Source organism: Dactylosporangium sp. NPDC005572 (assembly GCF_040605515.1).
Lineage (GTDB): Bacteria > Actinomycetota > Actinomycetes > Mycobacteriales > Micromonosporaceae > Dactylosporangium.
Genome location: NZ_JBEXCY010000098.1, coordinates 1 through 21,506 on the forward strand (window position 1 = coordinate 1; position 21,506 = coordinate 21,506).

Genomic DNA, 21,506 nt, shown 5'->3' on the forward strand with positions numbered 1-21,506 from the left:
ACCGCGACGGCCACCACCCGCAGCGGCGGCCAGGGCGTCAGCCCGGCGATGAACCCGACGCTCGGGCGGAACAGCAGCGGCGCGCCGATCCAGCCGACCGCGAGGCCGGCGCCGGCGGCGACGAGCCCGAGGACGAGGTACTCGGCGAGCTGCACCGCGGCGATCATGGCCGGGCCGGCGCCAACCGCCTTGAGCACGCCGACCCGCCGCCGCCGCGCGATGACCCGGCCCGCCACGAGCCCGGCGACGCCGGTCACCGCGAGGGCGGCCAGCAGTGTGCTGCCGACGTACATGGCCGTCTGTGCGTTGCGGGTCAGCCGGTTGTTGGTCTCGGCGACCTCCTGCCAGGTGTGCACCTGCCCGCCGCGGAAGCTGTCGTTGTACAGCTCGGCGCGGATGAAGGCCTCCTGGTGCTCGACCTGCAGCTTCAGCGCGTACGACAGCGGCATCGTGCCGGCGATCGCCGGGATGTCGCCGCGGTCGACCCAGACCAGCCCGCCGTTCTCGACGAGGAAGCCGTCGGGGACGTGCCAGCCGACGGCGGGGAACACCGCGCGGGCGGCGCTGACCGCGATCCCGGTCACCCGCAGCCGGGTGGTGTTGACGGTGACCGTGTCGCCGACGCGCATGCCGAACGTGGTGGCGAAGGTCCGCTCGACGACCACGCCGCCCGGCCGCACCCACGTGCCGTCGGTCACCGCCGGCTGGTCGACCGCGGCCGGCGCGCCGTCGCGGCCCTCGGCCACGACCCGCACCCTGGCGCCGCCGGCGGTCAGGTCGGTGTACGCGAGCGGGAACGGCCCGCTGTACGCCGTGACGCCGGGCGCGGACGGCACCGGCGCGAGCGCGGCCAGGGCGTCGGCGCCGGTGACGCCGGGCTCCGCCACCACGTCCGGGCCGGCGGTGGCGGCGCGCGTCTGCCGGTACGGGTCGGCGACCATCGTCCTGAGGGCGAGCCCGAGCGTCAGGGTCGCCGTCGCCGCGGTGACGGCGATCAGCAGCAGTACCGCGTCGACCGGCCGCCGCCGCAGGTCCCGCGCAAGGAGCCGGCCGACGAGCAGCAGCCGCCCGGTCATGCGTCCTCCGCTTCGCTCCGGCCGCATGCCTTCAACGCTGAGCCGATGATGCCCGGCCTCCTCCGCTTCGCTCCGGAACCGGTCATGCGTCCTCCGCTTCGCTCCGGCCGCATGCCTTCATGCTGAGCCCCTGATGACCGGCCCCTCCGCTGCGCTCCGGACCGGTCATGCGGGGACCGCCACGTGGTGGTCGTCGGTGAACGCGCCGTCACGCATGGAGATGATCCGGTCGGCGACGGCGGCGATGCGGGCGTCGTGGGTCACGACGACGAGGGTCTGCCCGGCCGCGCGCAGCTCCTCGAACAGCCGCAGCACGTCGAGCGTGGCCGCGCTGTCGAGGTTGCCGGTCGGCTCGTCGGCGAGCACGACCGCCGGCTCGTTGCTCAGCGCCCGCGCGACGGCGACCCGCTGCCGCTGGCCGCCGGACAGCTCCGACGGCAGGTGGGCGGCCCGGTCGGCGAGCCCGACCCGGTCGAGCAGGTGCAGCGCCCGCCGGCGCGCGCGGCGGGGCGCCTGCCCGGCCAGCAGCGCGGCCAGCTCGACGTTCTCGACCGCGGTGAGCTCGTCCATGAGGTGGAAGGACTGGAAGACGAACCCGACGCTGTCGCGCCGCAGCCGGGCCAGCCGCCGCTCGCTCAGGGCGTCGACCCGCTGCCCGGCGAGCAGGATCCGGCCGCCGGTCGGCCGCTGCAGCCCGCCGAGCAGGTGCAGCAGGGTGGACTTGCCGCATCCGCTCGGCCCCATGATCGCCACCGCCTGCCCTGCGGGCACGTCCAGGTCGACCTCGTCGACGGCCCGCACGAGCGTGTCGCCCTCGCCGTACCATCTGGACAGTCCGCGCGCCTGCAGTGCCAGCATTCCCGTCATTGCCGTCCTGTCCAGGTCCGCTCGCACGCGTCGAGCCATTCCAGATCCGCGCGCAGCCGCAGTACGACCCCTTCGAGGAGCAGTCCGGCGACCGGGTCGGCCCCGGTCATCGCGGCCCGCTGGGCATCGCGGAGGCGGCGCATGATCTCGCGCCGCTGCGCGTCCACGAGCGCGACCGGGTCGGCCAGCCGGGCCCGCGCGGCGGCGACCAGCTTGAGGTGGAACTCGGCGAGGTCGGGCTTGGGCCAGCTGACCTCGGCCAGCCAGGCGGTGACCCGCTCCTGCCCGGCCGGGGTGAGCGCGTACACCCGCCGGTCGGGCCGGTCGGGCAGCCCGTCGTCGTGCTGCGACGTGACCAGCCCGGCCTTGGCCAGCCGGGCGAGCGTGACGTAGATCTGCCCGGCGTTCATCCCGTCCCCGAGCGGCCCGAGCGCGTCCCGCAGCCGGCTGCGCAGCTCGTACCCGTGCGCCGGCTCCTTGGCCAGCATGGCCAGCACGACGTCCTGCACCCACGGCCACCCTTCAAGTCGACCGTCTATGGATAACCGCTATCCATAGACGGTGTCAAGGTCGATATGTAGTGTGCCTACGCATGAACACGACGCGAGTCCTGCTCTACGGCGGCGCGCTCGGCGGGCCGGCGTTCGTGTTGACGTTGCTCGTTCTGGGGGCGAATCGGGCGGACTACGACCCGGTCCTGCACCCGATCAGCTCGTTGGCGCTCGGCCCCGGCGGTTGGGTCCAGGCCGCGAACTTCGTGATCGCCGGCCTGTCCAGCCTCGCGCTCGCAGCCGGCCTCTGGCGGCAGCGCGGGAGCAAGCGCACGGGTGCCGTTCTCACCGGCCTGTGGGGTGTGGGCTTCCTCGGTACAGCGGTGTTCACCACCGACGCGGTGAGTGGCTACCCCGCGGGCACGCCGGCGATCCCCGACGGAACACCCAGCGGGACGCTGCACAACCTGTTCGCGCTTGTCGGTGCGCTCGCGCTGGTGGCGCTGTGCGTCGTGTTCGCCCGCGGCGGCCGGACCTGGACCACGTACTCGCTGACCACCGCGGCCCTGTTCGTCGTCGCACTGGGACTGGCCGGAGCCGGATTGGCGCAGGCCGACGGCCTGGTCGATGTCGCCGGGCTGCTGGACCGTGTCGCCGTCGTCATCGCCTGGGCGTGGATGACCGCCCTGGCGATCAGGGCGTTGCGACAGACGCGCGACCAGCGGCGCGGCGAAAACCGAAATTCCAACGCGGAAATTCGGCGGTCATGAGCCTGTTTGCGGTCTATCATGGCGCGCCGTGCTCACAAACGAACAGATCATCGGACAGGCCCTGGATCGGATCGAGGCAGGGTACGTCTTTCCCGAGAAGGTCGTGGACATCGGCGCCGCGATCCGGCGCCGTCTTGCGGCAGGCGAGTACGACGACCTGGACGGGCCTGTGCTCTGCGAGACGGTGACCGCTCACCTTCAGGAGGCGTGCCCGGACAAGCATCTGCGGCTGCTGTGGGTGGACGAGCCGCAGTCGCTGGATCCGGCGGACGAGGACGACGGGCGGGCCGCGTTCCTCGCGCTGCTCATTGCGGAGAACCAGGGGATCCGCCGCGTCGAGCACCTGGACGGGAACGTCGGGCTCATCGACGTCCGGCGCATCGCGGACGCCGACGGAGGCGCCCGCGCGATCGGCGCGGCCATGCAACTGGTCGCCCACAGCTCCGCGCTGCTGCTGGACCTGCGTGCGTGCCGCGGCGGGTCGCCGGAGGGGGCCGCGATGTGGTGCAGCTACTTCTTCCGGGACGACCAGGTGCACCTCAACGACATCTACGAGCGGTCCACCGGCGTCACCCGCCAGTTCTGGACGACAGCGCACCTTCCCGCGCCGCGCTACACGGACCGCCCGGTCTATGTGCTTACCAGCGCGACCACGTTCTCCGGGGGCGAGGACGTGGCCTACACCCTGCAGGCGCACGGCCGGGGCGTCGTCGTCGGTGAGACGACACGCGGCGGTGCGCATCCGACGGCCCGCTACGCGGTCACCGAACACATCCTCGTGACCGTGCCGACCGCCCGGGCCATCAACAGCGTCACCGGCACCAACTGGGAGGGCGTCGGAGTGGTCCCCGATGTACCCGTTCCGGCGGACCGGGCACTCGACACGGCACTCAAGGCGGCATTAGGGCGCATCGAGGCATAGGCGCGCCCGCATCGGCGGACGGACCGCATCCTCGTCGCGCTGGGACTGCCGCCGTTGCTGGGGCCGGGGGACCGCTAGAGTGCGGGCGGGCCGCCGGGGGCTCGGGGCTCCAACGGGTTGGGAACCACCGTCCAGGTCTGGGCTGCGGAAGGGGTCGCGGTGATCGGCGCGGGAACAGTGCTGGCCGGGCGGTACGAGATCTCGCGGCACATCGCCGGCGGCGGCATGGGGGACGTGTGGCAGGGGACCGACCGGGTCCTCGGGCGCACCGTCGCGGTCAAGCTGCTGCGGGCCGCCTCCGGTGAGCCGGAGTTCATCGAGCGGTTCTTGGCCGAGGCGCGCACCATGGCCACGATCAGTCACCCCGGCGTCGTCGACGTCTACGACTTCGGGGACGATCCGGACGCCGGCGTCTATCTCGTGATGAAGTATATCGACGGACAGTCGCTCGCACGGGCCCTCGACCACGGGCGGCTCGGCGCCGACGTGACGATGCGGATGGTCGCCGAGGCGGCCGAGGCGCTGCACGCGGCCCACGAGAAGGGCGTGACGCACCGCGACGTCAAGCCCGGCAACCTGCTCCTGCGGCCCGACGGCAGCACCGTGCTCACCGACTTCGGCATCGCGCGGTCGGCCGCGGCCAGCCACCGGACCTCGACCGGGCTGCTGCTCGGCACCGCGTCGTACATCGCGCCCGAGCGGGCCGGCGGCCAGCCGGCGAGCGCCCGGTCCGACATCTACTCGCTCGGCGTCGTCGCGTACCAGTGCCTGGCCGGGCGGCTGCCGTTCGAGGGCGAGAGCCTGCTGCAGATCGCGCTGCGGCACGCCAACGACGCGCCGCCGCCCCTGCCCGACGACGTGCCGGCCGCCGTCCAGGCGGTCGTCGCGCGCGCCCTGGCCAAGGACCCGGCGGACCGTTGGCCGTCCGGGGCCGCGCTCGCCGACGCGGCGCGGCACGCGCTGGCCTCGGAGCCCACCCGGCGGGAGTCTGTGCCGGGGCGGTCAGGCGCGACGAATCGGCGGCTGCTCGTCGCCGGGGGTGCCGTGCTCGCCGTCGCGGTCGCCGCGACCACCGTGGTCCTGCTCGGGCGCGGCGACGACGCGAAGGGTACCGATGCCGCCGCGGCGAACCCCGGCGCGTCCGGGTCGGCGGCCGCGGGCGACGGGCTCGGCGGGCTGTCGGCCGTGTCCGGGTCGAGCCCGTCCGGGTCGCCCGGCGCGGGCAGCCCGGCGGGGGTGGCCGGTCCGCCGTCGCCGACCCGCACCGCCGGTGGTGGGCTGCCGGCGGCACCGACCGGCCTGCAGGCGACGCCGGTGAGCGCGACCACCATCCGCCTGCAATGGACGGACAAGTCCGCCGATGAAGGTGGATTTACCGTCATCAACGGCGCTACATCGAAGAACGCCGGTGCCAACGCGACCTCGCTGAACTGGGACGGCCTGGCCCCGGACACGCGCATGTGCTTCAAGGTGCGCGCGTTCAACGCCGCCGGCGCCTCGGCGTACTTCCCGGCCGCGCAGGACGACTGGGTCTGCGCCACGAGCCTGCCCGGCACCGGCCCGGCGGCACCGGCGAACCTGTCGGCGACGCCGCTGAGCGCCACCGCGATCCGCCTGCAGTGGACGGACAACTCGGGTGACGAGACCGGATTCACCGTCATCAACGGCTCGGCATCGAGGAACACCGGTGCCAACGCGACCTCGTACACCTGGGACGGCCTGGCGCCGGGTACGTACATGTGCTTCAAGGTCCGCGCCTACAACGCCGCGGGCGTGTCGGCGTACGCACCGTCCGCGCAGGACTCGTGGGTCTGCGTCACGACCCCGGCGGCGTGAAGATCACCGCTTCGGCGGTCGTCGTCAGGTCCGGCACCGGCAGTCCGGAGTGGCGGCACAGCTCCCGCACGGCGTCGGTGAAGCCTTCGGCGTCCTCGTGCACCTCGAGGTACTCGCCATAGATCAGATCGACGATCAGCGTGACCCGGCGCTCGCCGTCGGGCGGCAGCCCGACCACGGAGAGCGCGACGCCGGCGACCTCGTCCCACGGCAGCTCCGAGACGCTGGTGGCGCCCGGCCGCATCACCCTGCCGTACCTGGAGACCAGTGGATCGCTCACCAGCGTCACGGTGATGCCGCCGGCCGAGACCTCGATGCGCTGCACCGATGCATCCTCCTCCTCCGACGAGGAGATCGTCGAACTGCAGCGCATACTCGGATCGTGGACCTTCCCGTGCTCGTCATCGACGGCGCTGAGTTCTCCGACTTCGACGGCTTTGCCCGCGCGTTCTCGAACCTGCTCCACGACCACACGTGGGGCGGCAACCTGGACGCCTTCAACGACATCCTCCACGGTGGCTTCGGGACGCCCGATCGATTTGTACTGCGGTGGCTGCACGCCGACCGCTCCCGCGCCGCGCTCGGCTACGCGGCGACGATCGCCCGCCTGGAGGGCCTGCTGCGCACGGCCGATCCGTCCAACCGCCCGGCGATCCGGGCCAGGATCGAGCGGGCCGGGCTGAGCACCGGCCCGACCCTGTTCGACGAGCTCGTGGAGATCATCCGCGACCACGCCGACACCATCGTGCTGGAGCTGGCGTAGCCCCGGTCGGCCCGCTCGTCCGCGAGCCGGGCGGCGAGCCGTCCGGGGTCCCGGCCCCGCGCTGCCCCGGACGGCCAGAAGTACAGGTCGTAGCTCACGCCACGCAGCGTAGGTGCGAGGCATAACCGGGGCGTGCCGGGTAGGGGATCCGCCATGAGACCGACCACGACGACGAACGCCGGGACGCCCGTTGCCAGTGACGAGTACTCGCTCACCGCCGGGGCCGGCGGGCCCAACCTGCTGCAGGACACCTACCTGCTGGAGAAGCTGGCGCACTTCGTCCGGGAGCGGGTGCCCGACCGGGTCTACCACGTCAAGGGGGGCGGGGCGTTCGGCTACTTCGAGGTGACCCAGGACGTCACCCAGTGGACCAGGGCCGCGTTCCTGAACAAGGTCGGCAAGCGCACGCCGGTGCTGGCGCGGCTGTCGACCGTGGCCGGCGAGGAGGGCTACGCCGACACCGACCGGGACGTGCGGGGCTTCGCGGTCAAGTTCTACACCGAAGAGGGCAACTACGACATGGTCGGCAACAACACGCCGGTCTTCTTCGTGCGCGACCCGATGAAGTTCCCCGACTTCATCCACTCCCAGGAGCGCATGCCGGACAGCGGCCTGCGCAGCAACAACGCCCAGTGGGACTTCTGGACGCTCTCACCCGAGTCGGCGCACCAGGTGACGGTCCTGATGACCGACCGCGGCACCCCGCGGACCTGGCGCCACATGAACGGCTACAGCAGCGACACCTACATGTGGCAGAACGCGGCGGGTGAGCGGTTCTGGGTGAAGTACCACTTCAAGACCGAGCAGGGCATCCAGACCATGACCGACGCCGAGGCGAAGGCGATGAAGGCCGAGGACCTCGACTTCCACCGCCGCGACCTGTTCGAGGCGATCCTGCGCCAGGACCACCCGGCGTGGCGGGTGGAGATGCAGATCATGCCGTACGAGGAGGCGGCCGGGTACCGCTTCAACCCGTTCGACATCACCAAGGTCTGGCCGCACAAGGACTACCCGACGATCCCGGTCGGGCGGATGGTGCTCAACCGCAACCCGGAGAACTTCTTCGCCCAGATCGTGCAGGCCGCGTTCGACGTGGCCAACATGGTCCCCGGCATCGGGCCCAGCCCGGACCGGATGGTGCTCGGGCGGATGTTCGCCTACGGCGACTCCAACCGGTACCGCACCGGCCCCAACTACGCCCAGCTGCCCGTCAACCGCCCGCTCAGCGAGGTGCACAACTACAACAAGGACGCGCCGATGCGGTACCACCACAGCGGCAACCAGCCGGTGTACGCCCCGAACAGCTACGGCGGCCCGGCCGGCGAGCCGCAGCGCTACCGCGACCCGAGCTGGACGGTCGAGAGCGGCGAGATCATGCGCACCGCGTACGAGGCGCACCGCGAGGACGACGACTTCGTCCAGCCGGGGATGCTGTACCGCGACGTGCTCGGCCCGACCGACCGCGAGCACCTGGCGGGCAACATCGCCGCCCACCTCGGCTCGGGCGTGGAGCGCTTCATCCAGGAGCGGGCCGTCAAGGAGTACTGGACGAGGGTCGACCGCGACCTCGGCGCCCGCGTGGCCGAGCGGATCGGCCTGGCGAGCGTCGCCGGACGATGACGGCGGGTGTCATCCTTCGGCGGACGACGTGACCCGGCGGCGCCCATAGCGTCGGAGGCGTGCCGGAACAGCAGACCGTAGCCCGGGGGCCCGTCCGCGGGGCGGAGCGGGCGCCGGCCCCCGACCTCGCCCGCGGCGTCATGCTGCTGCTGATCGTGGTGTCCAACACCGGGTTCCACCTGTTCGCCTCGGCGTTCGGGCCGGACGGGCACCCGGTCGGCGGCTCCGTCGCCGACCGGGTCGTGCGGTTCGCGGTCATCCTGACGCTGGACATGAAGGTGTACCCGCTCTTCTCCTTCCTGCTCGGCTACGGCATGATGCAGCTCTTCCTGCGCCAGACCGCGGCCGGCACCGGCGCCCGTGGCGCCGCCCGGGTCCTGCGGCGGCGCAGCGGGTGGCTCGTCGCATTCGGGTTCCTCCACGCGACGCTGCTCATGGCGTCGGAGATCCTGACGTTCTACGGCATCGTGACGCTGATCCTCGGCTGGCTGTTCGTCCGCCGCCGCAACCGCACCCTCGCCGTCGCCGCGGCCTTGTCGGCGGTGCTGACCGTCCTGCTCGCCCTGCCGGAGCTCGCGGCCACCGGTACACCGGAAATGTCCAACCCGGTCGACGAGCTCGCGACCGGTGAGCCGGACCTGGTCGCCGCGGCCGGCCGGCGGTTCCTGACGTGGTGCTTCCTGGTCTTCGCAGGGGCGATCGGATGGCTGGTCAGCCCGCAGATCATCCTCGGGTTCCTGGCGGCGCGGTACCGCATCCTCGAGGAGCCCGCCCGGCACCGGCGGCTGCTGCGGTGGACCGCGGCGCTCGGCATCCCGATCGGCTGGCTCGGCGCGCTGCCGGCGGCCCTCGCCCACGTCGGCGCGGCCGAGGTGGCGCCGGCGGCCGCCGCGGCGCTGCGGGACCTCACCGGCGTCTGCTGCGGCCTCGGGTACGTCGCCCTGTTCGGGCTGGTCGCGGCCCGGGCCCGGCCGACGCGGCTCGGCGCGGCGGTACGGGCGGTGGGGAAGCGGTCGCTGTCGTCGTACCTCGCGCACTCGCTGCTGTTCGCCCCGGTCCTCGCCGCCTGGGGCCTCGGCCTCGGCGCCCACCTCGGCAGCGCGACGATGCTGGCGTTCGCGGTGCTCGTGTGGCTGGTGACGGTGGCCGCCGCCGACGCCCTGGAGCGCCGGGGCCGCCCCGGGCCGGCCGAGCACCTCCTGCGCCGGCTGAGCTACCCGCGGCGGTCAGCGGCCGCGCTGCCACTCGGTGGGGCTGACGCCGTACTCGGCGCGGAAGCGGCGGGCGAAGTGGCGAGGGTTGGCGAAGCCCCACGACCCGGCGATCGAGGCGACCGTCGCGGCCGGTGACCCGGCCAGCTCGCGGTGCGCGCCGCGCAGGCGGCCGCGGATGACCCACTCCGACAGCTGCTCGCCGTGCTCGGCGAAGGCGGCGTAGACGGCCCGGACCGACACGCCGTGCTCGGCGGCCAGGCGGGCCGCGCCGAGGTCGGGGTCGCGCTGGTGGCGGGCGATGTACGCGGTCACGCGGGCGAACAGCGTGCCCGCGGACACGTCCCGCGGCCACGGGCCGTCGGGCGCCGACACCGAGGCGATGAGCGCCCGGATCAGCTCGACCGTCGCGGCGCCCAGGAGCTCCGGCTGCAGCTTGTCGAGGACGCCGGGCAGCTCCAGCAGGTGGTGGCGCAGCAGGTCGTACATCGGGCTGGCCGCCAGCCGCGGCACCGCGTCGCGGACCGCCTCGACCGGCAGGCCCAGCCGGTCGTAGTCGACGAGGACCGCCTCGACGACCGACGCCTCCTCGACCTGGAACTCGTACGGCGAGGTCAGGTCGGCCAGCTGGAGCTCGCCGACGCGGTCGCCGAACGGCATGTCCCGGTGGCGCATCCGCACGGCGCCGCTCACCGGCAGCCCCAGCGAGAGCCGCTCCGGGGTGCCGGAGTGCAGGTGCCGGGAGGTGCAGGTCAGCCGGTGCGGGCCGGCCACGTTGTGGATCAGCTGCACGCCCGGGCCGAGCTGCCAGTGGCTGATGCGGGCCCGGGCCGGCTCGGCCACCGACACGGCGACCGGCTGCAGGTGGGAGCTCAGCGTGGCCCGGACCGCGTCCGCGCGGTCCGGCTCGGGCAGCGCGGACGTGTCGAGCAGCAGCGCCATCGCCACAGGGTAGGGCCCGGCGTCACGGTGCCGGCTGACGGGCACAGTCAACCTACGGATGACCGACCACCGGGGGACGTGCATCGTGGGTCGCACCCAGCGCGCACCGGCGCGCGACCGCACGGTGAGGACCACGTCGTTGAAAGACGTCCGCATGACGCACATCGGAGGCCCGACCGTGCTCGTCGAGGTCGGGGAGTGGCGCCTGCTCACCGACCCGACGTTCGACCCGCCCGGCCGGCGGTACTCGTTCGGCTGGGGCACCGGCTCCCGCAAGCGCACCGGCCCGTCCCTCGACCCCGCCGAGCTCGGCCCCGTCGACGCCGTGCTGCTCAGCCACGAGCACCACGCCGACAACCTCGACGACCGCGGCCGTGAGCTGCTCGCCGGCGTGCCGGTCGTCGTCACGACCCGGGCCGGCGCCCGCCGCCTCGGCGGCCCCGGCAGCGCCGGCAGCGCCGGCGACGTCCGGGGCCTGCTGCCGTGGGAGGAGACCGTGCTGGAGGCGCCCGGCCGGCCGCGGATCCGGGTCACCGCCACCCCCTGCCGGCACGGCCCGCCGCTGAGCCGGCCGATCGTGGGGCCCGTCGTCGGGTTCGCGCTCGGCTGGGACGGCCAGGAGCACGGCGTGCTGTGGATGACCGGGGACACGGTGCTGTTCCCGGCCCTGCGTGCGGTACCGCGGCGGATGACGGTCGACACCGTCCTGCTGCACCTCGGCGCCGTGCGGTTCCCGCTCACCGGCCCGGTCCACTACAGCCTCACGGCCGCGCAGGCGGTCGAGCTGTGCGGGCTCGTGCAGCCCCGCACCATCGTCCCGGTCCACTACGAGGGCTGGGAGCACTTCAGCCAGGGCCGGGAGGCGGTCGAGCGGGCGTTCGCCGGTGCGCCCGACGGGCTCGGCGACCGCCTGCACTGGCTCCCGCTGAGCCCGCGGCCCAGCGATACGTAACGGCGGAAGGACCGTCACCGTACGGATGCCGTGGAGGGTCGGGTTCCCGCAGCGTGGTGGCACCAAGCCATGACGAAAGGACCCGACCAATGCCGACCACCCGCCGAACGCTGATCGCCGGAACCGCGGCGGTCGCCACCGGCGCCCTGCTCTCCGCGCCCGGCACCGCCGCTGCCGCTTCCACGAAGCCCCCGAAGGCCAAGCCGACCATCGTGCTGGTGCACGGCGCGTTCGCCGACGCCTCCGGCTGGAACGAGGTCGTGCGCATCCTGCAGTGCGACGGCTACACCACGTACGCTCCGGCCAACCCGCTGCGCAGCGTCTCCGGCGACTCGGCCTACCTGGCCGGCTTCCTCGCCACGCTCACCGGGCCGGTCGTGTTGGTGGCGCACTCGTACGGCGGCATGGTCATCACCAACGCCGCCACCGACAACGCCGACGTGAAGGCCCTCGTGTACGTCGCCGCGTTCGCCCCCGACGCGGGGGAGACGCTGCAGGGGCTGCAGCTGAAGTACCCCGGCAGCAAGCTCGGCGACACCTCGCTGGACCTGCGCCCGAACGGCGACAGCTACGACGGCTACGTGAAGCCCGCCGCCTTCCGGGACGTGTTCGCCGCGGACCTGCCGAAGGCCACCACCGACGTCATGGCCGCGACCCAGCGCCCGGGCGACGTGCACACCCTGCTCGAGCCCTCCGGCGCGCCGGCCTGGAAGAGCATCCCGTCCTGGTACCTGGTGGCCCGCAACGACAACCTCATCCCGGCCGCCGCCCAGCGGTTCATGGCCCAGCGGGCCGGCGCCCGCGTCACCGAGGTCGGCGCGTCGCACGTCGCGATGATCTCGCAGCCCCGGGTCACCGCGGACCTCATCAAGCAAGCGGCCCGCTGAAAGGACAGCTCATCATGTACGTCACCACCCCCGACGGCGCCTCCATCTTCTACAAGGACTGGGGCAGCGGCCGCCCGGTCGTGCTCAGCCACGGCTGGCCGCTGAACTCCGACAGCTGGGAGGCGCAGGCGCTGTTCCTGGCCGCCAACGGCTACCGGGTCGTCGCCCACGACCGGCGCGGCCACGGCCGGTCGACGCAGACCTGGCACGGCAACGAGATGGACACCTACGCCGACGACCTGGCCACCCTCCTCGACACGCTGGACCTGCGGGAGGCGACCCTCGTCGGGTTCTCCACCGGCGGCGGCGAGGTGGCGCGGTACATCGGCCGCCACGGCACCGGCCGCGTCGCGCAGGCCGCGCTGATCTCGGCGGTGCCGCCGTTCATGCTGCGGACCGACGACAACCCCGGCGGCGTGCCGATCCAGGTGTTCGACGCGATCCGCGCCGGGTCGCTCGCCGACCGGTCCCAGACCTACAAGGACCTCGCGGCCGGCCCGTTCTTCGGCGGCGCCGCCTCCCAGGGCGTCCAGGACGCGTTCTGGCTCCAGTCGATGGCCTCCGGGCACCGCAACGCCTACGAGTGCATCGCGGCGTTCTCGGCCACCGACTTCCGCCCCGACCTGGCGAAGATCGACGTGCCGACGCTCGTGATCCACGGCGACGCCGACCAGGTGGTGCCGTTCGAGGTCGGCGGCATGGCGTCCTCGGCGCTCATCAAGGACTCCCGGCTCATCGTGTACCCCCGGGCGCCGCACGGCATCACCGACACCCACAAGCAGCAGCTCGGCAACGACCTGCTCGACTTCCTGAAGGAGTACGACGCATGAGCACGATCGTCCTGGTCCACGGGCTGTGGGTGACCCCGCGCAGCTGGGAGCACTGGGTGCCGTACTACGAGGCCAAGGGGCACACGGTCATCACACCGGCATACCCCGGCTTCGAGGTCGAGGTCGAGGCCCTGCGCGCCGACCCGACCCCGATCGCCACCGTCACCGTCCCGGAGACGGTCGCGCACCTGGAGAAGATCATCACCGCGCTGCCCGAGAAGCCCATCATCATGGGCCACTCGTTCGGCGGCACCCTGACCCAGCTGCTGCTCGACCGCGGCCACGGCGCGGCCGGCGTGGTCATCGACTCGGCCCCGCCGGAGGGCATCCGGGTGACGCCGCCGTCGCAGATCAAGTCGCTGTTCCCGATCCTCAACAACCCGGCGAAGCGGCACCAGGCGGCCGGCTTCACCCCGGAGCAGTTCCACTACGCGTTCACCAACACGCTGTCGGAGGAGGACGCCCTCGCGGCCTACGAGCGGTACGCGATCCCGGCCCCGGGCAGCTGGGTCTGGGCCTACGGCCTGATCGCGAACTTCAAGCCCGGCAAGCAGGAGACCTGGGTCGACTACCGCAACGAGCAGCGGGCCCCGCTGCTGTTCATCGCCGGCGGCGCCGACCACATCATGCCGCCGTCGGTGAACAAGTCCAACGCCCACCACTACAAGGCGGCGGGCACGATCACCGAGTACCACGAGTTCCCCGGCCGGTCGCACTGGACCTGCGCCGAACCCGGCTGGGAGCAGGTCGCCGACCACGCCCTCGACTGGGCCCTGCGGCACGCCCGGTGACCATCCGGTGATCACCCGTGGCATCGCCCGCGCTCCCGCCCGGGCGATGCCACGCTGGTCCGTATGGCAGCCTCCCCGGGCCGGCTGGCCGGCCAGACGGTCGTGGTGCTCGGCGGCAGCGCCGGAATCGGCCTGGAGACGGCCCGCCAGGCCCGCGCCGAGGGCGCCGACCTGGTCCTGGTCGGCCGCGACCCGGACCGCCTGACCCGCGCGGCGGCCGACGTCGGCGCGGCGGCCACCTCGGCGTTCGACGCCACCGACCCGGCGACGCTGCGCGACTTCTTCGACGGGCGCGGCCCGGTCGACCACGTGATGGTCACGGCCGGCGGCAACTACTACACCCGCCTGGCCGACCTGGACCTGGAACAGGCGCACCGGCTGGTCGACGAGCACCTGTGGCTGCCGCTGCACCTGGCCCGCGCCGTGACCGGCCGGGCCCGCAGCCTGCTGTTCATGGGCGGCACCGGCGGCCGCCGCCCGCGCCCCGGCCTGGTGCTGTCCGGACCGCTGACGGTGGCGATGCCGGCGCTGGTGGCGAACCTCGCGATCGAGCTCGCCCCGACCCGGGTCAACCTGATCGCGGCCGGCTTCGTCGACACGGACCTGTCGGCCCGCCTCCTCGGCCCGGACCTCGACCGCCGCCGCGCGGAGCTGCGCGCGACGCTGCCGATCGGCCGCGTGGTCGGCCCGGCCGACGTCGCGGCCCTGGCCGTGCACCTGATGACGAACACGGCCCTGACCGGCGCGACCTACGACGTCGACGGCGGCCAGCAGCTGACCTAGGCCGCAGCTGACCTGGCCGCGGCTGACCTAGCCGGCGGCCTGCCGGATCAGGTCCGCGACGGCGTCCGGCCGGGACTCGTAGACGGCGTGGCTGCCCGGGACCTCCACGACCGTCGAGCCGGCGCGCTCGGACATCGCCCGCTGGGCCGGCGGCGGGATCATGCGGTCGTCGGCCGCGACGAGGTACCAGCTGGGCTTGGTCCGCCAGGCCGGCTCGGCCACCGCGCCCGCGAGGGCGTCGACGCCCCACGGGAGTTGCGAGTCGGCGAGGAACGCGGCCCGCTCGGCGGGCAGGTCGCCGGCGAAGGACTGGTGGAACCTGTCGCGGTCCAGGAACAGGAAGCCGTCGACCGGGGGCAGGATCGGCGGGACCGGCGCGCCCGGCGGCGGGTCGGCGATGAGGGTGTTGACGGACTCGCCCTTGTCCGGGGCGAACGCGGCGATGTACACCAGCGCGGCGACCTTCTCGTGGGTGCCGGCCTCGCTGATGACGGCACCGCCGTACGAGTGGCCGACGAGCACGGTCGGGCCGTCCTGGCGGTCGAGGACCCGGCGGGTGACGGTGGCGTCGCCGGCCAGGGACAGGGTCGGGTGCTGCACGACGCTGACGTTGAAGCCGTCCGCGCGCAGCCGGTCGTAGACCGCCTGCCAGCCGGAGCCGTCGACGAAACCGCCGTGCACCAGGACCACGTTGCGAATACTCATGCCGGGAACGCTAGGCCCGGCCGCCGGCGCGTCGATTCTGTCAAATGACTGGGCCCGGCGGGTCGTCGCCCAGTGCGTCGCGCAGCGCGGCGCGGGAGGTCACGCCGAGCTTGGGGAAGATCTGGTACAGGTGGTATGCGACCGTGCGCGCGGACAGGAACAGCCGCTCGCCGATCTGCTTGTTCGACAGGCCGGCCGCGGCCAGCTGGGCGATCTGCCGCTGCTGCGCGGTGAGCCGGGCGCCGGCCGGTGCGTCCTGCCGCAGCCCGGAGGCGCGCAGCTCGTTCGCCGCCCGCGCCGCCCACGGCCGGGCGCCGAGCTGCTCGAACGTGTCGGCGGCGGCGTGCAGGTGGGTGCGGGCCTCCGACGGCGCGCGGGTGCGCCGGAGCCGCTCGCCGTACGCGAGGCGGATGCGGGCCAGGTCGAACGGCCAGCGGTCGGCGTCCGGCCGGCCCAGCGCCCGCTCGAACAGGTCCGGGTAGTCGTCGTCGGGCGCCGCCATCGCGGCCGCGCCGGCGACGGCGAGGGCCAGGCGGGGCGACAGGGCGTCGAGGCGGGCCGCCCGCGCCGCGGCGACGTGGGCGGCGGCCTCGGCCGGCCGGCCCGACCGGGCGGCCGCCTCGACCAGCTCCATGACGAGCCACAGCGCGTTCGGCATGTGGGTGGCCAGTTCGCCGGCCGGGGTGACCGCGGTGGCGCACCGGTAGGCCTCGTCGAAGTCGCCGTGGGACAGGGCGGCGAGGGTCTTGACGTGCCACACGTACGCGGACACGACCCCGGCCCGCCGGGGCGCCGCCCAGCGGCTCATCCGGTCGGTCAGCGCCCGGCCCTCCTCGTGCTCGCCGCGGGCGGTGACCACGACCGCCCGCAGGAAGTCGCCGACCCACCGCAGCAGCGAGTAGTCGTGTGCCTGGCACAGCGCCAGCCCCTCGTCGGTGAGCGTCAGCACGTCGTCCCAGCGGCCGGCGAAGTACGCGTCGTTGCCGAGCAGGAACAGCGCCTCGATGGCCGAGGTGACCGCGCCGCCGTCGCGACCGTGGCGGACCGCGCGCCACAGCGGCTCGCGGCAGCCGCCGATGCGGTCGAGGTAGCTGCCGGCGATGGCGGTGCGCACGATACGGGCCGGACTGGTCTCGGAGCGCAGCCGGTCGATGGTGGCGTCGAGCTCGCCGAGCACCGGCTCGGCGCGGCGGGCCGGGTCGCTGAAGGTCTCCGCGAGGATGGCCAGCAGCCGCGGCGGCTGCGGCCGCAGCCGGGCGACGGCCGCGTGGAACGGGTCCCACAGCTCGGCCCGCCCGCCGAAGAAGCACACCATGAGCAGCGTGTACAGCGCCTCGACGAGCGTCTTGTCGTGCGCGTCGCCCGGCTCCGGCAGCGCCTCGACGGCCATGGTGAGCAGCCGGTGCGCGGTGTCGATGTCGCCGTGCTCGTTGAGCAGGTGGTACGCGCCGGCGACCGCCCCGGCGAGGGCGCCGCCGTGCTGCGGATCGGCCCGCCGGGCGGCGTCGAGCAGCGCCGGCACCTCGCGCAGGTCCCCGGTGACGATGGCCCCCAGGTAGGCGGCCTCGGCGAGGCGGCTGGACCGGTCGGTGCCGGCCGGGCTGATGTCGGCGGCCCGCAGCAGCTCGGTGATCGCCCCGACCGAGTCGCCGCGGAACAGGTTGGCGTGGGCGACCTGCTGCAGCAGCGCGGCCACCGCCTCGTCCGGGCCGGTGCACGCCTCCGCGAGGTGCCAGGCCCGCCGGGCCGGCTCGTCCGCACGGCGCTCGGCGAGCACCCGGTGGGCGGCGCGCCGCTCCGCGCCGGTGGACAGCTCCACGACGGCGGAGCGGATCAGCGGGTGCCGGAACGTCAGCCGGGCCGCGGCGCCGTCGATCGTGACCACCCGGGCCCGGTCCGCGGGTGCCAGGTCGTCCGGTTCCAGGACGGTGAGGTCGCCGGTACCGTCGAGCACCGCCAGCAGCAGGGCCCGGCGCGTGGGCTCCGGCAGGCCCCGGATGCGCCCGGCGAACACCGCCTGGAGCCGGTGGGTGAGCGGCAGCGGGCCGGTGGGCGGCGGCTGCGTGCCCAGCGCGACCGGCAGCTCCAGCAGCGCCAGCGGGTTGCCCTGGGCCTCCGCCAGCAGGCGGTGCCGGGCCCGGCGGCCGAGCTCCGGGAACCGGCTGTCGAGCAGCGACTCCGCCGACGCGCCGGACAGCGGCCGCAGCTCGTGCACGGGGACACCGTCGAGCCCGTCGCCCTCGCCGGTGCGCGCGGTGGCCAGGAACCCCACCGCGGTGCCGGCGGTGCGGCGGGCGACGAACCCGAGCACCATGCGGCTGGCCTGGTCCACCCACGGCAGGTCGTCGACGACGACCAGGACGGGCGCCCGCGTCAGCAGCTCCAGCGTCGCGTGCGCGATCATCATCCGGTCCGGCACCGCGGACTCCCGCAGGCCGATCGCGCTGCGCAACGCCGCGCGGTGCGCCTCGTCCAGCTCGGCGAGGTCGCTGCCGAGCAGCGGGAACACCAGCTGGTGCAGCCCGGCGAAGCTCACGTGCGCCTCGAACTGCGTGCCGGTCACGCGCAGCACCCGGCGCCCGCCGGCGACCGCGTGCGCGGCGGCCGCGTCGGCGAGCGCGGACTTGCCGACCCCCGCGTCGCCGACGACCATGAGCGCGCCGCCGTGCACCAGCCCGCGGACCAGCGCCAGGTCCGCCTCGCGCCCCACCAGCTCCGTCATCCGAACCGACACCGCCCTCACCGACAGGCGTCGACTCTATGCCGTCACCGGCCCCGCGATCAGGACGGTCAGGCGGTGGCCGGGGCCGGGGCCGCCGGGGCCGGGTCGTGCATCGGCCAGGCGCGGCCGATCAGGGCGGCGGCGCCCAGGCCCGCCGCGGCGAGCATCAGGGCGACGTGCGCGCCCAGGCGCTGCGCGCAGCAGCCCCAGGCGATCGCGCCCAGGCCCTGCGCACCGAACAGGACCACCTGGTACACGGCCAGGCCGCGGGCCCGGACCCAGGCCGGCAGGTGGCTCTCGATCGCCGAGTTGGTGCAGGCCAGGGCGATCACCCAGGCGGCGCCGGCGGCGATCAGGACCGCGGCGACCAGGCGGGCGTCCCGGCTCGACGCGACGACCACGAGGGACAGCAGGAACACGCCGGCCGAGCCGGCGATCCGGTCGCGGATGCGGACCGCGCGCAGGCGCGGCTGGATCAGCGCGCCCGCGACAGCGCCCGCGCCGAGGGCGCCGAGCAGCATGCCGTAGCCGTTGACGCCGAGGCCGAGGCGCTGACCGGCCAGCAGCGGCAGCAGCGCGAGCAGGGCCGAGCCGGGCAGCAGGAACAGCAGCGCGTGGCCGAGGATCCGCCGGACGATCGGGGTCTGCCGGACGTAGCCGCAGCCGGACCGCAGCGCATGGTGGAAGCGCTCCGGCCGCCGCTCCGCGGCGCGCTTGCGGGCCTGGACCGGGCACGGGCGCCAGGCGATCAGGACGCCGACGAACACCAGCACGGTCACCGCGTGCAGGGCGAACACGGCCGCCGCGCCGGCCCAGGCGATGAGCAGCCCGGCGACGGCCGGGCCGACCGCCCGCACGACGTTGGTGCTGATCGCGCCGAGCGCGGAGGCGTGCGGCAGGTGGCGGCGCGGCACCAGGTCGGGGGTGATCGAGCCGAACGCCGGCATGGTCAGCGCGGCGCCCGCGCCGATGACGCACTGCAGCACGAGGACCGTCGTCGAGGCCACCTCGCCGTGGACGGCCAGGCCGGCCAGCACCAGGCCGACGGTCGCGATCGCCAGCTGGACACCGATGAGCAGCCGCCGCCGGTCGACCAGGTCGGCCAGCACCCCGGCCGGCAGGCCGAGCAGCAGTACCGGCAGCATGCTCGCCGCCTGCACCAGCGCGACCAGCAGGCCGGTGTCCGCACGGCCGGTCGAGCCGCCGGAGATCAGCCATTGCGCGCCGACGAGCTGCATCGCGGCGCCGGCGCCGGCGGCCGACATGGCCAGCCACAGCGCGCGGAAGGCGCTGCTGCGCAGCGGGGCCCATGGGGTGTTCGAGTCTTTCACGACGGAGGTGACCTTCTCCTGCTCGGGATCTCGGACTGCCACCAAGACTCGCCGCTGCCGGGCCGCCGGACATCGGGGTCATCGGCCGTCACCGGCTCGGGGTGCCCCGTACCCCCGTGTACCGGCTGGCCGGAAGAAAGGGTTACGCGCCGAGCGAGCGCTGGACCGCGAGCACGTCCGCGGCGAACGGCGGCGGCAGGTCCGGCGCGGCCGCGGACGGGCGGCCGTCGCGGACGGCGGCCGCGGTGTCCCGCAGGGCGTCGCCGACCCTTTCGGCGCCGGCTGCGGTGCGGACGGCACGGCCGCCGGTGCGCTCGTGCTCCCAGCAGGTGGCCAGCATGCGGTACGCCAGACGCTGGACCGCCACCACCCCCGGCCAGAGCGTCTCGTCCGGGGCCATCGTGTAGACGTCCGGCAGCGTGAGCGCGCGGTGCTGGAGATCCCGCCGCGCCGTGCGCGCCGCCGTGGTCGTCACGTTGCCGGTGGCGAGGTGGCCGAGCACGGCGACGGCGGCGTCGAGCGTGCCGGCGAGCGCCTCCGGCAGCCGGGCCGCCGCGCCCAGCCGCGCCGTCGCGAGGAAGACGACGAGGGCCACCGCGCAGCCGATGGCGGTGTCGGTGCCCCGGGCCACCAGCAGCGCGCCGACGTCGTCGACCGGCCGGCCGCCGGAGCCGATGAGCAGCGCGACCGGGGTGATGAAGACGACGGCGAGGGCATAGTTTCTCGGGACGAGCCATTCGATGGTGTACTGCAGCGCCATGATCTTCAGCACCAGCCACAGCCCGGCCGGGTGGGCCAGGAGGAGGCCGCCGGCCAGCAGCAGCCCGGCCCACGTGCCGGTGAGCCGCTCCAGGCTCCGCTGGGCGGTCCGCGGCCAGTCGAACCCCTGGTGCAGCACGAGCACCGCCGCGGTCGTGGCCCAGTACGCGTGCTCCAGGCCGAGCCCGGCGGCGGCCGACCCGGCGATGAGCGCGGCGAGCCCGGCCCGGGCCGCGGTGAGCACGGCCGGCGAGCCGGGCCGCAGCGCCTCACGCAGCAGCGCCCCCGCGGCCGGCCGCCCGAACGGGGGCTCGGCGACGCCCTCCTCCGGCGCGGCCCGTTCGCGCCGGCGCGATCCGTTGAGGAGGTCGGCGAACCTCAGGTGCAGCGCCCGGGTCTCGGCGCGCAGCCGGTCCAGCGCCGCGGTCGGGCGGGCCGGCTGCTCGGCGACCAGAACGTTCCACGACTCGTGCAGCGCGGCGGCGGCCCGGTGCCGGGCGTCGTCGAGCTCGTCCGGCCCGGCCGCGGCGAACCCGGCCACCGCCGCGGCGGCCGCGGCGACCGCCGAGTGCTCCGGCCCGCGCGGCCGGACCACCGCCCCGGCCAGGTGGACCAGCCAGGCGAAGGCCCCACCGGCGAGCACCAGCGCCCCGACCCGCCACGGATCGGGATGCCCGGCGTGCATGGCGACCCCGGTGGCGGCGGCGAGCACGACGAAGTACGCGCCCGGCTGGCCGACCGGCACCGCGTTGCACAGCAGGGTCGCCCCGGCCGCGAGCACCGTGAGCGCGCCGACCGCCAGCCACGGCACCCCGGCCGTCCACAGCCCGGTCAGCACGGCCAGGCTGATGGCCACGGCGACGGCGGCGAGCAGCCCCGCCCGGTACCGGTACGGACGCCCGCTGCCGTACAGCGCCGTGAACCCGCCGATCGTGGCCATGAGCCCGGCGGCGACGTCCCCGGCCAGCCAGCCGACGAGCGCGGGCACCCCCATGCACACCGCCGCCCGCATCGCGACCGGCCACCGGCGCGGCACCGGCCGCACCGCCAGCAGCGCGGCAAGCCCGGCCCGCGACGGCGGCGGGGCCGGCGGGATCGGAGCGGCCATCACCGCCCATCCTCCCGCACGCCGGGCCCGTCAGCCGGCCGGTCCGCCGGACTCCGCGCGCGCCGACCCGGCCGCGTCGCCCGGCCCGCTCGTGGCCTCTGCTCCCGGTCCGCTCGTGGCCTCTGCTCCCGGTCCGCTCG

Annotated in this window: 19 protein-coding genes and 1 pseudogene; 11 read left to right on the plus strand and 9 right to left on the minus strand. The window is 74.5% G+C overall.

What is annotated here, in order from left to right; translation table 11 throughout:
- From ABZS66_RS35245 to ABZS66_RS35255, 3 genes are all read right to left on the minus strand, one after another.
- On the minus strand, positions 1 to 1,076 hold a 1,076-nt coding region (locus ABZS66_RS35245; RefSeq protein ID WP_354765413.1), incomplete at its 3' end, for an FtsX-like permease family protein.
- 165 nt (positions 1,077 to 1,241) lie between these two features.
- A complete protein-coding gene (locus ABZS66_RS35250; protein ID WP_354765415.1) occupies positions 1,242 to 1,934 on the minus strand; it encodes an ABC transporter ATP-binding protein in 693 nt (230 codons plus the stop codon).
- Between the two features lie 5 nt (positions 1,935 to 1,939).
- Positions 1,940 to 2,452 carry a PadR family transcriptional regulator gene (locus tag ABZS66_RS35255; RefSeq protein ID WP_354765417.1) on the minus strand — a complete coding sequence of 171 codons (513 nt, stop codon included), beginning with the start codon at positions 2,450 to 2,452 and terminating at the stop codon, positions 1,940 to 1,942.
- An 83-nt stretch (positions 2,453 to 2,535) separates the two neighbouring features.
- On the opposite strand from ABZS66_RS35255, the gene ABZS66_RS35260 reads away from it, so the two are divergent.
- The 3 genes from ABZS66_RS35260 (at position 2,536) to ABZS66_RS35270 (ending at position 5,962) form a co-directional block, all read left to right on the plus strand.
- On the plus strand, positions 2,536 to 3,204 hold the full coding sequence (locus tag ABZS66_RS35260) for a DUF998 domain-containing protein (protein ID WP_354765419.1): 669 nt from the start codon (positions 2,536 to 2,538) through the stop codon (positions 3,202 to 3,204).
- 28 nt (positions 3,205 to 3,232) lie between these two features.
- Positions 3,233 to 4,126, plus strand: coding sequence for a S41 family peptidase (locus tag ABZS66_RS35265; protein ID WP_354765421.1), 894 nt, complete (start codon positions 3,233 to 3,235; stop codon positions 4,124 to 4,126).
- Between the two features lie 225 nt (positions 4,127 to 4,351).
- Complete coding sequence (locus ABZS66_RS35270; RefSeq protein ID WP_354765492.1) at positions 4,352 to 5,962, plus strand: protein kinase; 1,611 nt, start codon at positions 4,352 to 4,354, stop codon at positions 5,960 to 5,962.
- On the opposite strand, the gene ABZS66_RS35275 is transcribed toward ABZS66_RS35270, so the two are convergent.
- Positions 5,943 to 6,335 carry a hypothetical protein gene (locus ABZS66_RS35275; RefSeq protein ID WP_354765423.1) on the minus strand — a complete coding sequence of 131 codons (393 nt, stop codon included), beginning with the start codon at positions 6,333 to 6,335 and terminating at the stop codon, positions 5,943 to 5,945. The genes ABZS66_RS35270 and ABZS66_RS35275 overlap by 20 nt on opposite strands.
- Positions 6,336 to 6,344: 9 nt before the next feature.
- On the opposite strand from ABZS66_RS35275, the gene ABZS66_RS35280 reads away from it, so the two are divergent.
- The 3 genes and pseudogenes from ABZS66_RS35280 to ABZS66_RS35290 all read left to right on the plus strand — a co-directional run.
- Positions 6,345 to 6,725: a barstar family protein gene (locus ABZS66_RS35280; protein ID WP_354765425.1), complete on the plus strand. Its 381-nt coding sequence runs from the start codon at positions 6,345 to 6,347 to the stop codon at positions 6,723 to 6,725.
- Positions 6,726 to 6,878: 153 nt separating this feature from the next.
- A complete protein-coding gene (locus tag ABZS66_RS35285; protein ID WP_354765427.1) occupies positions 6,879 to 8,345 on the plus strand; it encodes a catalase in 1,467 nt (488 codons plus the stop codon).
- Between the two features lie 596 nt (positions 8,346 to 8,941).
- Positions 8,942 to 9,550: pseudogene (locus ABZS66_RS35290) on the plus strand (DUF418 domain-containing protein); the annotation flags it as partial.
- Positions 9,551 to 9,571: 21 nt separating this feature from the next.
- Here the strand turns inward: ABZS66_RS35290 and ABZS66_RS35295 are convergent.
- Positions 9,572 to 10,498, minus strand: coding sequence for a helix-turn-helix domain-containing protein (locus ABZS66_RS35295; protein ID WP_354765429.1), 927 nt, complete (start codon positions 10,496 to 10,498; stop codon positions 9,572 to 9,574).
- Positions 10,499 to 10,652: 154 nt separating this feature from the next.
- Here ABZS66_RS35295 and ABZS66_RS35300 point away from each other — a divergent pair, with 154 nt between their 5' ends.
- The 5 genes from ABZS66_RS35300 (at position 10,653) to ABZS66_RS35320 (ending at position 14,741) form a co-directional block, all read left to right on the plus strand.
- Positions 10,653 to 11,450 (plus strand): MBL fold metallo-hydrolase, encoded by a 798-nt coding sequence (locus ABZS66_RS35300; RefSeq protein WP_354765431.1) that lies wholly within the window; start codon positions 10,653 to 10,655, stop codon positions 11,448 to 11,450.
- A gap of 89 nt (positions 11,451 to 11,539) precedes the next feature.
- Complete coding sequence (locus tag ABZS66_RS35305) at positions 11,540 to 12,337, plus strand: alpha/beta hydrolase (RefSeq protein WP_354765433.1); 798 nt, start codon at positions 11,540 to 11,542, stop codon at positions 12,335 to 12,337.
- A 14-nt stretch (positions 12,338 to 12,351) separates the two neighbouring features.
- Positions 12,352 to 13,167, plus strand: coding sequence for an alpha/beta hydrolase (locus ABZS66_RS35310; protein WP_354765435.1), 816 nt, complete (start codon positions 12,352 to 12,354; stop codon positions 13,165 to 13,167).
- Complete coding sequence (locus tag ABZS66_RS35315; RefSeq protein ID WP_354765437.1) at positions 13,164 to 13,958, plus strand: alpha/beta hydrolase; 795 nt, start codon at positions 13,164 to 13,166, stop codon at positions 13,956 to 13,958. The genes ABZS66_RS35310 and ABZS66_RS35315 overlap by 4 nt, the downstream gene beginning before the upstream one ends.
- Positions 13,959 to 14,021: 63 nt before the next feature.
- Positions 14,022 to 14,741: an SDR family oxidoreductase gene (locus ABZS66_RS35320; RefSeq protein WP_354765439.1), complete on the plus strand. Its 720-nt coding sequence runs from the start codon at positions 14,022 to 14,024 to the stop codon at positions 14,739 to 14,741.
- A 27-nt stretch (positions 14,742 to 14,768) separates the two neighbouring features.
- On the opposite strand, the gene ABZS66_RS35325 is transcribed toward ABZS66_RS35320, so the two are convergent.
- The 4 genes from ABZS66_RS35325 to ABZS66_RS35340 all read right to left on the minus strand — a co-directional run bounded on the left by ABZS66_RS35325 (position 14,769) and on the right by ABZS66_RS35340 (position 21,366).
- Positions 14,769 to 15,446 carry an alpha/beta hydrolase gene (locus ABZS66_RS35325; RefSeq protein ID WP_354765441.1) on the minus strand — a complete coding sequence of 226 codons (678 nt, stop codon included), beginning with the start codon at positions 15,444 to 15,446 and terminating at the stop codon, positions 14,769 to 14,771.
- A 40-nt stretch (positions 15,447 to 15,486) separates the two neighbouring features.
- A complete protein-coding gene (locus ABZS66_RS35330; RefSeq protein WP_354765443.1) occupies positions 15,487 to 18,168 on the minus strand; it encodes a LuxR C-terminal-related transcriptional regulator in 2,682 nt (893 codons plus the stop codon).
- A gap of 68 nt (positions 18,169 to 18,236) precedes the next feature.
- Positions 18,237 to 19,541 carry an MFS transporter gene (locus tag ABZS66_RS35335; RefSeq protein ID WP_354765445.1) on the minus strand — a complete coding sequence of 435 codons (1,305 nt, stop codon included), beginning with the start codon at positions 19,539 to 19,541 and terminating at the stop codon, positions 18,237 to 18,239.
- 100 nt (positions 19,542 to 19,641) lie between these two features.
- Entirely contained in the window at positions 19,642 to 21,366 is a 1,725-nt protein-coding gene (locus ABZS66_RS35340; RefSeq protein ID WP_354765447.1) for an FUSC family protein, read from the minus strand.
- Between the last annotated feature and the right edge of the window lie 140 nt (positions 21,367 to 21,506).

Excerpts from the sequence above, each read along its gene's own strand:
- ABZS66_RS35250 (WP_354765415.1), bottom strand. The coding sequence starts at position 1,934 with ATGCTGGCACTGCAGGCGCGCGGACTGTCCAGATGGTACGGCGAGGGC.
- ABZS66_RS35260 (WP_354765419.1), top strand. The coding sequence starts at position 2,536 with ATGAACACGACGCGAGTCCTGCTCTACGGCGGCGCGCTCGGCGGGCCG.
- ABZS66_RS35270 (WP_354765492.1), top strand. The coding sequence starts at position 4,352 with ATGGGGGACGTGTGGCAGGGGACCGACCGGGTCCTCGGGCGCACCGTC.
- ABZS66_RS35275 (WP_354765423.1), bottom strand. The coding sequence starts at position 6,335 with ATGCGCTGCAGTTCGACGATCTCCTCGTCGGAGGAGGAGGATGCATCG.
- ABZS66_RS35285 (WP_354765427.1), top strand. The coding sequence starts at position 6,879 with ATGAGACCGACCACGACGACGAACGCCGGGACGCCCGTTGCCAGTGAC.
- ABZS66_RS35295 (WP_354765429.1), bottom strand. The coding sequence starts at position 10,498 with ATGGCGCTGCTGCTCGACACGTCCGCGCTGCCCGAGCCGGACCGCGCG.
- ABZS66_RS35300 (WP_354765431.1), top strand. The coding sequence starts at position 10,653 with ATGACGCACATCGGAGGCCCGACCGTGCTCGTCGAGGTCGGGGAGTGG.
- ABZS66_RS35305 (WP_354765433.1), top strand. The coding sequence starts at position 11,540 with ATGCCGACCACCCGCCGAACGCTGATCGCCGGAACCGCGGCGGTCGCC.
- ABZS66_RS35310 (WP_354765435.1), top strand. The coding sequence starts at position 12,352 with ATGTACGTCACCACCCCCGACGGCGCCTCCATCTTCTACAAGGACTGG.
- ABZS66_RS35315 (WP_354765437.1), top strand. The coding sequence starts at position 13,164 with ATGAGCACGATCGTCCTGGTCCACGGGCTGTGGGTGACCCCGCGCAGC.
- ABZS66_RS35320 (WP_354765439.1), top strand. The coding sequence starts at position 14,022 with ATGGCAGCCTCCCCGGGCCGGCTGGCCGGCCAGACGGTCGTGGTGCTC.
- ABZS66_RS35325 (WP_354765441.1), bottom strand. The coding sequence starts at position 15,446 with ATGAGTATTCGCAACGTGGTCCTGGTGCACGGCGGTTTCGTCGACGGC.
- ABZS66_RS35330 (WP_354765443.1), bottom strand. The coding sequence starts at position 18,168 with ATGACGGAGCTGGTGGGGCGCGAGGCGGACCTGGCGCTGGTCCGCGGG.
- ABZS66_RS35340 (WP_354765447.1), bottom strand. The coding sequence starts at position 21,366 with ATGGCCGCTCCGATCCCGCCGGCCCCGCCGCCGTCGCGGGCCGGGCTT.